This is a genomic window from Paenibacillus sp. AR247 (assembly GCF_002968895.1).
Classification (GTDB): Bacteria; Bacillota; Bacilli; order Paenibacillales; family Paenibacillaceae; genus Paenibacillus_AQ; species Paenibacillus_AQ favisporus.
The window spans coordinates 1-8,691 of sequence record NZ_PCZT01000032.1 but is presented as its reverse complement, the minus strand read 5'-3'; the positions used below and the strand labels follow the sequence as shown (position 1 = coordinate 8,691).

General features: G+C 42.2%; 6 protein-coding genes and 2 pseudogenes. 2 read left to right on the top strand and 6 right to left on the bottom strand.

Annotated features, from left to right (window positions below):
* On the bottom strand, window positions 1–957 hold a 957-nt coding region (locus tag CPT76_RS35280; protein ID WP_146116542.1), incomplete at its 3' end, for a GerAB/ArcD/ProY family transporter.
* A 409-nt stretch (window positions 958–1,366) separates the two neighbouring features.
* On the opposite strand from CPT76_RS35280, the gene CPT76_RS35275 reads away from it, so the two are divergent.
* A complete protein-coding gene (locus CPT76_RS35275; protein ID WP_105446200.1) occupies window positions 1,367–1,573 on the top strand; it encodes a DUF1657 domain-containing protein in 207 nt (68 codons plus the stop codon).
* A 733-nt stretch (window positions 1,574–2,306) separates the two neighbouring features.
* On the opposite strand, the pseudogene CPT76_RS35270 reads toward CPT76_RS35275, so the two are convergent.
* Window positions 2,307–2,855 (bottom strand): annotated as a pseudogene (locus tag CPT76_RS35270) (amidase family protein); the annotation flags it as partial.
* Between the two features lie 800 nt (window positions 2,856–3,655).
* Here CPT76_RS35270 and CPT76_RS35260 point away from each other — a divergent pair.
* On the top strand, window positions 3,656–5,131 hold the full coding sequence (locus CPT76_RS35260) for an MFS transporter (protein ID WP_105446199.1): 1,476 nt from the start codon (window positions 3,656–3,658) through the stop codon (window positions 5,129–5,131).
* Window positions 5,132–5,320: 189 nt separating this feature from the next.
* Here CPT76_RS35260 and CPT76_RS35255 read toward each other — a convergent pair whose 3' ends face one another.
* The 4 genes and pseudogenes from CPT76_RS35255 to CPT76_RS38560 all read right to left on the bottom strand — a co-directional run.
* Window positions 5,321–5,515, bottom strand: a complete 195-nt coding sequence (locus CPT76_RS35255) for an HAD family hydrolase (RefSeq protein WP_258169103.1) — start codon at window positions 5,513–5,515, stop codon at window positions 5,321–5,323.
* Between the two features lie 1,322 nt (window positions 5,516–6,837).
* Window positions 6,838–6,969: a hypothetical protein gene (locus CPT76_RS41075; RefSeq protein WP_258169102.1), complete on the bottom strand. Its 132-nt coding sequence runs from the start codon at window positions 6,967–6,969 to the stop codon at window positions 6,838–6,840.
* A 755-nt stretch (window positions 6,970–7,724) separates the two neighbouring features.
* Window positions 7,725–7,930, bottom strand: a pseudogene (locus CPT76_RS35250) (NUDIX domain-containing protein); the annotation flags it as partial.
* A gap of 543 nt (window positions 7,931–8,473) precedes the next feature.
* The coding region (locus tag CPT76_RS38560; RefSeq protein WP_219845495.1) for a hypothetical protein at window positions 8,474–8,691 on the bottom strand (218 nt) is incomplete at its 5' end.

Here is an 8,691-nt window from a genome sequence, read left to right as displayed (position 1 = left end):
CCACACCGCGCCGATGATTGACAGCAGCGAAAGCGGGGCGACAAGATTCCGGTAATTGCGGATCCCGAACACATTGGTCAGGCAGAGGGCCAGCAAAAACAGGCATACGGCCACCTTTACGAAAACACCCGATACCCAAATCGCGAAGACAATGGCTTCCAGCCGTTCGAAGGAGCCCTGAATGCCAATATACTGAATCAGAGACAGAAACGAATAAGTCAGCTTACCGGTAATAGGACCAAAAATCATGACCGTCAGCAAATCGACAATGACGATCAGCCCAACGATACCGAGAAGCGCAAGCATTCCGGCCTTGCGTGCCTCGCGGCGTTGTTTCAGAAACGGAATCAACCATCCGATCAGAAAAACTTGGTTGATGTTTGCCGATAGGGGAAGGGACCCCTGCAGCACCGGCACGAAACCCTCCCCCATCACTGGCATCAGATGCGTCACGTTTGTGTCCTGCAGTGCGAGCATAAAGAGCGGCACCAGAACCATGAAGATGAGCAGCGAGAGAAAGATGTTGCATCTACAGATCACTTCGATTCCCGCATAGACGGCGAGTGCGCTAAGCGCCACGATCGTCAGCCCTCCGACGACGGACGGCGTTCTCGGCAACAGAAATGTATTGATAAACCGCGAGTGTTCATTGATGGAAACTGTGACTAACGAAAACCAGTAATAGAAAAAAAAGAGCCCAAGCCCTTTTCCGAGCCATTTGCCCACGATCTTTTCGCCGTATTCCAGGATCGTAAGACCTGGATAACGATTTCCAAGCGCCGTCATAACCAAAATATTGGTGACCCCGAGCAAGGCGCCCGGAAATACCGCCAGCCAGGCGTTTTGCCCAGCAAATGCGGCCGTAATTCCGGGTGCGGGAATGACAAGCGCGGGAAACACAAATGTAAACAGCAGCAGGCCAAGCTGGGTTCCGGTGATTTGTTCAGTAACTTTCATTCGGCTCTCCTCGTCAAGGGCAGTGGACTTTGTTTCTAGTTTCTCCTTTATTCTGGAAGGCCATACCACTTGCGAAGAAGCCGCGCTATTGGAAGACCGCCGGACAAGCGGTCTTCACCGAAAAGTGCGAACTGACGATGGTCCTTTAAGGATTCCCTATAATGAAATTGAATTTGTCGAACGCCTAATAACTCTGAATTGATTAAGGAGGACCGCCTAATTGGCGTTTTTTTGATGATTTTTGTATACGTGGGGTTGTTTCATTAAAAGTATATGAAGAGCTTGGGCTCATCGAATAGTTAAATGAAAATAGTGGATTTTTGGATAGTGGTAAAAAGGCTTCAATGAATTTTTTGCCCCTCCACCGGTTAGATTACATTCGTACTGTTCTATAAAGGGGGTGAAGGAGATGACAGTTTCTTCTCAGGTCAAAACAACACTTGCTTCCCTAAAAAGTGCCCAAGCTAACTTGGAGACTTTTGCTCTTAGCACACAAAACCAGGAAGCGAAAAACTTGTTTACTCAGGCGGCCCAGCAAACTGGCCAGATCGTACAGCAGGTGGAAAGCCGGGTTCAACAGCTAGAAAATGAGGAACCTCAATACAAGGGGTTTTAGGATTGTATTCTTTGTTGCAGTGTAAAATTAAGCTTAGGTGATAGATCATTACCAAACGCGGCCCCCCATCTTGGGGGGATAATGTTATCATTTAAATACTTATATCATCACGCTGACTGATATATGACACCACCTTTGACGCTACTCCACTCCATGGATCCGAACCTAAGACCGTGACTGCAACGGGTAAAAGGTGGTTCGCAGAGGCTTCCGCTGCCTAATAAAACGACAATTCCAAGAATCCCGAAGTGAGAGGTGACCATGATTCCAGGGGCCCTCTCCGATAAATAACTCACTTATTTGGGGTAACAGTCTCAAAAAAATCCCATGAGGTAGACCTTCGTGTCCATCCAACCGCTCGATTCAAAACGCTGAATATCAGTGCCGAAAACCCTCTCAGGTTACTTTTCAGGATAGTGTCCTTTAATTCAATTAGAGTCTTGATTCGCCCCTAATATCCTGGCAACTGTGCGTAGACTGCTTTCAATCCTTTCAGGTACTGCATGAAAAGGATGCTACATTCTTAGCTGCGTTTCATTGATGACGGTAAGGTCAATCGGTCCAAGTCCATCACACTGTTACCCTACCTTCAATCACTAATGTAGCTATAAAAATCATTCCTGGTTAGCTCATTTCAGGCTGATTATACTTGGATTCGACATTACGAAGGCTACCGAAACAGTCGGTAGCCTTCGCTTTATTTTATATTTACTAAACTCATAAGGATGTAACAAATTGCTGCTGCTGCCAGGCTTGCTGCTACGGCTGAAGCCGATCCTGAACTTGACCCGCTCACGAAAAGCTTGCCAGGTCCATATGGATTCAATACATATCCGCCCCTGGAACTGTATCCAGCTGGCATCCGATCGGACATAAAATTCGACCACTCGGTCATGTTTGCCTTACCCAGAAGTGCCGCGCCTGCAGTGCGGAGCTTTGCAGCTATGAACGAATCTTGAAGGGCAAATGACTCAGCCAAGGCGATTGAACCAGCACTCGTGTGCATCCGGTCGTGAGTATTGATGTTATCCTTGAGCAGGATTGGTATTCCATGTAACGGTCCCCTACTGCCTTTTGTATTTCGCTCAAGGTCAAGATTCCTTGCTATTTCAAGTGCATCTGGATTGATCTCTAATACGGCATTAATCAGAGGATTATACCTATGAATACGTTCGATATATGCAAGTACGAAGGCTTCGGATGTACACTCACCCGATGACATTGCCTTTTGCATGCTCACCAAGTCGGCTTCCTGAATCCAATCTTGTAAGTTGATGCTCATATATTAACATACCCCCGGAAATGGAAATTTTTTGGAAAACAGTAATATGTTATCATGCTACCTTACCATGGGTATAGGTAAAGTTTTGATTAGTTAAGAAAGTATCGGTTGGACATCGCAGTAGAACTTGTTTTTTCCCGAACTTTAATGTTGTAACTAAAGAAATCTACCCGTTCATTGAAGATAAATTCTCTCCGAGCCTGCTCGTTAGCTTAATTAACCTGATAATGTAGTAATGTTATTGGGCCCAACTTCGCTTTGGATAATTGTTATCAATTACGGTAATCCAATTACAACAAGATCCTTATTACTTTAGCAAAAGTTTTCAATAAAAATTATTAAACAATCCTGCCCGTTAGCTTAATGACCAGTAACATATGTGTTTGGGTACTTGAAGCAATCCGCGTAGAATTTCAACACTTCCAAATAAAACGATCAAAGTTCCTCATTATCCACGTACTTTCAACACCTCTCATACATTTCCCCAAGAAAATTTTTCGCCGTCACTTATGGTAAGGTTCACCGCGCTGTCCCTCACCCTGTGTATGCCCTGGCATTTCATAATACATTTCGAATTGAGGACCCTCAACCTGTTCGTATCCAGATACCGGAAACAACCACTCGGTATATATTCGTTCCCATAATTTTTGTAGCTGGAATGGTTCTAATTCAAGTACGGCGCTCAGTTCTTGATGATTATATATAGTTAATTCCTATTAATATAATACATTTTATATATTAGAACTATAACGCTTTTGTGTTTTAGAATAAGTTAACAATATTCTAATGGGGGTAGATGCATGAAGGATTCTGCTGATCAAAGTTTGGTACACAATGAGTCTTATCTCTCCATCGTACTTGTAGCTGGAACAGGTATGTTTCTTACGACCTTAGACTCAGGAATACTTAACGTTGCTATCTCTTCGCTTGTTCAAGAGTTTCATTCTTCTGTCACGACGGTAGCCTGGACCATTTCTCTTTATACGATTGTCATTTGCAGCTGTATTGTAGTCTTCGGTAGGCTAAGCGACCGTTATGGACGTTTAAAAATCTACTCAATGGGATTAGCGTTATTTGCGCTTGCCTCTATGTTTTGCGCCTTTTCAGAAACAGTTATGCAGCTGATTTCATTTCGAATTTTACAAGGGATAGGGGCTGCCATGCTTCAGGCAACTTCAGTTGCCCTAATAACAACCTTAGTATCCCCTAATAAAAAGGGTGAGGCATTAGGGGCTCTAGCGTCATTCTTTGGTTTAGGGCATGTCCTCGGACCTGTGGCGGGTGGAATGATCTTATCGACTGTAGGCTGGAAATGGCTTTTTTTAATGAATATACCCATTTGTCTCCTTTGTTTACTTGCATGCCGATCTGTCTTAAAAGGAAAAGGATCACCAATAAGTAATCATCAGCCGTTAAATTTGTCCGGCAGTCTTTTGCTGTCAGCCTCCATTTTTTTTCTTGTTTATGGATGCTCTCAGCTAGAATCTCTTCATCCCCGTACATATATTTACATTCTGATTTTTGCAATCCTTATGTTCCTGTTTATTCAAAGAGAAAAAAGGGTAGTCAATCCCATTGTTCCCTTATCGTTATTTAAGAACGGGTTCTTCACAATCTCTCTATATGCGATTTTTTCATATGGGGGTGTTACACGCCTTTGTATGGTTGTCGTACCCTATTATTTAGAAAAAGAACGCGGTTTTGTCCCTTGGCAATCCGGCATAGTGAATTTGTTGTTACCCCTGGGCATTGTCCTGACTTCTAGTATAGCCGGCAGGCTGATGAGGAGCTGGGGCACGTTTCGATTAATGATAGTTGGACTTTGCTGTATGTTCGTTCCGCTACTGATTCTTGCTATTCAACACCTGAACTGGCACTTAACAATCGTTTGCTTCATGCTTTTTGTTTATGGTTTAGGCGCAGGGCTTTTCCAACCCTCAAATATAGCGGCTATCATGGAAGCCGTTGGACCAGCGCATCAAGCAACAATTGGCTCTGTCCAAAGACTTGTGCAGAACGTTGGAATTTCATTGTTCACTGCAGTTACAGCCGGATTCCTTCAATCCTCCACTCATGGTGTATCGTTAGGCTCACGCAACTCTTTCTACTTGGCAGCTGCGGTCACTTTCTTAGGTATTTTGGGGTTTATCATAGTAAAACAAATTTGTAAAATCATACAAGAAGTAAATAAGGCTCAGCAGAGGATGAGACTTATTACCACTGACAAAAAGGAGCAACGTCAAGAGCATCAAAGTGACCATGATCAAACCATTTAGAAAAATGATGTGCATATTAGAGCACGTCCTAATTTCAGTTACTTGATAAATCCATTACATATTTATCTATATAAAGTTGCGCTACTCTACCCGTTAGTTGAGAAAAAGGCGGCCGAACAAAAAGGCGGCTGCCTTCAAATGTCTTCATTGAGTTATCGTACCCCATTAGTTTAATCATTTATGAGTCAGTCAGCTAGTGATTACACCCACCATTCTTTCTAGAGCAATGGCAACACCATCGTTGTCATTTGAATCGGTTACATGGGCTGCACGATCTTTAAGTTCAATAATCGCGTTTCCCATTGCGATCGGGAATCCGCACATTTGGAATAATCCTAAATCGTTATAATCATCCCCGAACACCATTGCATTTTCCGGCCTCACCCCGATTTCAATTCATCCAAGACCCATCGCACTGCTTCTTCCTTTGAAGCTGATTTTTGCATGATTTGAATCAATACCCCTCCATCGGTTGCGATGACGTTCACATGGTCGCCGAATTGCTTTATTAGGTCGCTCCTAGTGCTGAGCCCTTTGAATCAATATTTTGGTTGGGGAGAGTAAACTGATGAAATCGTTATCCATAACCTGGGGAGTCGGATCGTTCAAACGGAGACCGAACTGAGCTCGCTGCGAGTCGGGAATCGGTGTACACGCATACCACGAATCATTAACCTCATATGAAATTAACGATTGAGGAGCATGTAATTCGATGAACTTGTTAATCTGTTGGCAAATCTCATTTGGGATACTAATGTGCAGCTGAGTTTGCTTAGAATTGCATTTCCAGATCTAATACAATTGCTTGTATGTCCGACATCTGCATCTCTCCTCAAAGTGATTCTTCCAATAAAAACCTATTCCCAGAAAAGATGCTAGACTCATTATTTACATACTATTGAATTATTCTGCCCATTAGCTTAACAAAAACAGCACCCAATTACTTACCTGTTGCTTTTTGTCGTCTTGAAACTATAAATTCTTTTTATTGTAATCCCTCCCTTGAGTATTAATGAAGTTCACATATTATAAAACGGAAAGGAGAACTAATTTGTTACGTAAACCTGCCCGTTAGCTTAATGAGATTGCATGGATGTTAGATACTTATCTTATCAGTAATCGGCTCATGTTCTTGTCCATTACGGCAATCGGGACAAGAACTTGTACCGATAAAACAAAAAAGCCGCTAAAATAGTGACTTTCAATGGGACTATGTTCTTATCCTTCGACACTTTTCTCGTAAAAAAACCAGTTGCTCCATGAGGAAGCATGCTGGTTTTCATTCCATTCATCCTCAACCAATTATCAAATGTAGTCAGCTCCAACGGATTAGATGTCACAATTTTACGCATTTTTTCTATATTCACTTTCGTATAAATCGTTGCTGTTTTGGGAAATGCGTGCCCTAATAAATCCGCTATAGCTAATAAATCTGCTCCCTCACCATCATTGTATTATACTTCTTGATAATGAGATGTTGTTCAATATAGAATGCTGACATTGCATACATCTATTTAACAGCATTAAAGCTAGTCATTGGCAATATCGGTAGTTCAGAAGCATTTTAAAGCCAACGGTTTAAATAATGCCACCGATATTGTAACCTCCATTGCTGCAAAGAAGAAGCCTCTGATTTATAAAAAGCTGAGTATACTCTCAATAAAACGAAAACAAAAGGCCGGGAAACAAGTCCCAGCCCTTTCATCTTACCAGTGTTTTTTCTTGTTTTTGATACTGACGTTCGCCAGGTTAATTGCCAATGCATTTCCACCTGCTTTTGCTGTAGCGGTTTGAGTAACACGGACACTATTTTTACGTTTAGCTGAATGTTTGAACATACATATCACCTCCTTTCAATATATAAAGGGGTGAAGAATCAGACAATTCTATCTTTTATGAGATTTGGAAATTCGAACGTTCGCTGAGTTGCTTGCCAGCGCGTTTCCTCCCGCTGCCTTCGCAGTTGATGATTGGAAGATTTTCACGACGATAAATTGATTTCTTCCAACTCGATGTTTGAATACTTTGACATTTGATCGAACCATTTTCGCCCCAACTCCTTTCCTCTCTTCATGCTAATAACCTATGTTTAGAGTTCCTATGGAGTCACGGCAAATAATGGAGTAAAAGTGTGGATATCGCTTAACGGATTCGTCCTCAGAATATATTAGCTTGGCTTAAGATGGTTTACTCGTAAATAAGCCGGCTAATGGCGTAAATTGATAATCCATCATCAATTACGGCTAACCATATTTGTTCTTGTCTCTTTCGCTAAAGATATATGTTCTTTTCGTCGGGGTTTGACAAGAATATATTTAAAACAAAAAAAAGCCGCAGCTACGCAGCTATTAAGCGTGTGTATGTTCTTGTCGTCTCTTACAATCCTATGCCCCAATGCTACGCGACAATTTTACGCCTATGTTCTTGTCATCTTACAAGAAACCATAAACTTTACTCGGATGCTATACTGCCTAAGCCTTGTATACTTGAAAATTGAGGCGCTAAAGCCTGGCCCCTTTGTACTTAAAGATCCTGCACAGAGTTCTGAAGACTAGAAACAAAAGATTTTACGAGTGTTTTCGCGGCGGATTCACCCTGTCTCTTCGTAGACTTCTCTTCTCGCTGTATCTTGAACGCTTTCTCCTAAATCCATAAACCCACCTGGAAAACCCATTGACCATTATCAGAACGTTTCTGCATCAGTACTCGATTTTTTATATCAAAAACGAATGCACCCGCAACAACCATAATAACCTTCTCGTTTCCTACCATTGACCTTAAATGTTGTATGTAATCCATTTAAACACCCTCCATTTTAGTAAACTCCTTATTATTGCATTTCTAGCCATCAGAAATAAAACTTAAATCATAATAATAGTTTACATTTTGTGTATTAGATGTAGGATGGATTTTTGTAACCTGTGCATGGAAATATATTAGAAATCATTACATTATCCTGCCCGTTAGTTTAATGAGATTGGCTGGAAACAATGTCAATTACTACTAATGATTGCATAATATGGATAATGCTTTAATATTCATTGATACTCCTTAGTGGTTGTGAAGAATTAGAATCCTACACAATTTTTTGTCGTCCCTTCTCCGATTACCTGAGCCGTTCCGAAAGACTCGATTCCCTTCGACATCTCGAGTTCGCTGAGCTCCGCTTAACCCCTTTACGTTCCAGCGGAGGCTAATCACAGCCAAGTCCGCGTCGGACGGGTCCTTCCAGGTTACTGCAAGCAATCGGTATGAACAGGTATTAACGAAAGGCTCGAAACTGCCCTAGGGGGGATGACGTCCTACGCTTGTTGCACTTCGGTTCCCCGCACCCGGAAGGCATTACTTAATCTTTTGAGCGACTCGCATCCCAAGTAAAACAAATTCGGTACCGTCTGAAAAAGTAGAGAACACAACAGGTAGCCAATTCTCCCCAAAGAATGCAGCGAATGCTGTATCGGATACTGGTACGAGATTCGTCTCTAGCGGAGGTGCAAATCCTTTCATACCATCAACAAATTCCCCTACAAAGTATGGTTTACCGTTTCGTTCTGTGATGG